General features: G+C 63.1%; 1 protein-coding gene. It reads left to right on the top strand.

What is annotated here, in order from left to right; translation table 11 throughout:
• Positions 1-540, top strand: a 540-nt coding sequence (locus ACNQPL_RS26635) for an immunoglobulin-like domain-containing protein (RefSeq protein WP_416468386.1), incomplete at both ends; no start/stop codon positions are given.

The raw sequence follows: 540 nt of genomic DNA, 5'->3' as shown, positions 1-540 counted from the left end.
GGCCAGAGCATCACCATCGGCGTCGGTGAATCGTCCGGCTCGGTCAACTTCACCGCACCGAACAACGTCTACAACACCAACGCCCCGCTGACCAACAGCATCACCAAGGTCGATGGCGGTAACTACGAGCAGCTCGAAACCGCAGGTAACCCGACCACCACGGTTACCGACAGCCCAGCGACCCAAGCCACCACGGACCTGGTGCTGAGCGCCACCGGCGATGTCGCCGAGGGCGGGCAGATCGTCTACACCGCGACGCTGAGCAACCCAGCGGGCACGGCGATGACCGTGACCCTGAGCAACGGCTCGACCATCAACATCGCCGCCGGTCAAACGACTGGCCAGGTGACGGTCGCAGCCCCAGCCGATGACGTCTACAAAGACGCCGGCCAGGTCAAAGTGAGTGTCACCGGCACCACCGGTGGCGACTTCGAGAATCTGGCCGTTAATCCAGCCGAAGCCGTCACCAACGTCAGCGATACCATCGATACCAGCACGGTCACGTTGACCGCTAATGCCTCGGTCATCGAAGGCGGCGTG

The organism is Pseudomonas sp. LFS044, assembly GCF_047978245.1.
Taxonomy (GTDB): domain Bacteria; phylum Pseudomonadota; class Gammaproteobacteria; order Pseudomonadales; family Pseudomonadaceae; genus Aquipseudomonas.
This window is presented reverse-complemented; position numbering and strand designations above follow the sequence as displayed.